At 66.2% G+C, this 1,261-nt stretch carries 2 protein-coding genes; both read right to left on the reverse strand.

Features of this window, described 5'->3' with window-relative positions; all coding sequences use genetic code 11:
- A partial coding sequence (locus tag AC1D12_RS33570) for a branched-chain amino acid ABC transporter permease (protein ID WP_477845410.1) occupies window positions 1-344 on the reverse strand: 344 nt, incomplete at its 3' end.
- Between the two features lie 218 nt (window positions 345-562).
- Window positions 563-1,261, reverse strand: a 699-nt coding sequence (locus tag AC1D12_RS33575; protein ID WP_477845411.1) for an AAA family ATPase, incomplete at its 5' end; no start/stop codon positions are given.

Consider the following 1,261-nt stretch of genomic DNA (forward strand, 5'->3'; position numbering starts at 1 on the left):
GTCTGCAGCAGCAGCGACATGCCCATCGCGGTGATCAGCGGCGCGAGCCGCGGCGCGGTGCGCAGCGGCCGGTAGGCCACCTTCTCGATCGTGAAGTTGAGCGCCGAGCACACCACGATGGCGGCGATCAGCGAGATCAGCATCAGCAGCCAGCCCGGCAGGCCGGTGCCGGCCAGCGCCGTGACGACCGTCCAACTGGTGAGCGCACCCACCATCAGCACCTCACCGTGCGCGAAATTGATCAGGTTGATGATGCCGTAGACCATCGTGTAGCCCAGTGCGACCAGCGCATACACGCTGCCCAGCACCAGACCGTTGATGACCTGCTGGATGAAGGTATCCATGTGAAAAGTCTCCTGCGGAAATCCAAGGCGGCAGCCTTGTCGAATCAAAGAACAGCTGCCGCGCGAAGCCAGCCACCGTTCCCTGTAGCAAAAAGCCCGCCGTGGCTATCTGGCGGGTTGCGCTGCACCTAAATGACGCGGTGGCGGCGGATTCTAGAGGGCGCTCACCGCTAAAACAGGCCTCGGTTACCCGGGCGGAACAGAACAAGTCTCGGCGTTTACCCGGATCTGCCGCGTTTCCTGCTGGACTCCTCGTTCATCCGGCGCAGTTCCTGCAGGCGCTCTCCGATACGCAGTTCCAGGCCGCGCGGCACGGGTTCGTAGAAGCGAGGCGTTTCCATATCGTCGGGCCAGTAACGCTCGCCAGCCGCGAAACCGCCCTCTTCGTCGTGCGCATAGCGGTACTCGCGCCCGTAGTCGAGGTCCTTCATGAGCTTTGTCGGTGCGTTGCGCAGGTGCAGCGGCACCGGGCGGGTGCCGTCCTGCTGGATGAAGCTGCGCACCGCCTTGTAGGCGGCGTAGACGGCGTTCGACTTCGGCGCCATCGCGAGGAACACCACCGCCTGCGCGAGCGCCAGCTCCCCTTCGGGCGAGCCCAGGCGCTCGTAGGTCTCGGCCGCGTCGAGCGTCATGCGCAGCGCGCGCGGATCGGCCAGGCCGATGTCCTCGCTGGCCATGCGCACCAGGCGGCGCGCCGCATAGCGCGGGTCGACGCCGCCGTCGAGCATGCGCACGAACCAGTACAGCGACGCATCGGGGTCGCTGCCGCGCACGGATTTGTGCAGCGCCGAGATCGTGTCGTAGAACTGCTCGCCGCCCTTGTCGTAGCGGCGCAGCTGCTCGCCGAGCGATTTCTCGAGCTGGGCCTCGTCGAGCTCGGCCGCGGTGCCGACCATGCGCACCAGGTTCTCGTAGGC

Source organism: Rhizobacter sp. P1_G5 (genome assembly GCF_056405435.1).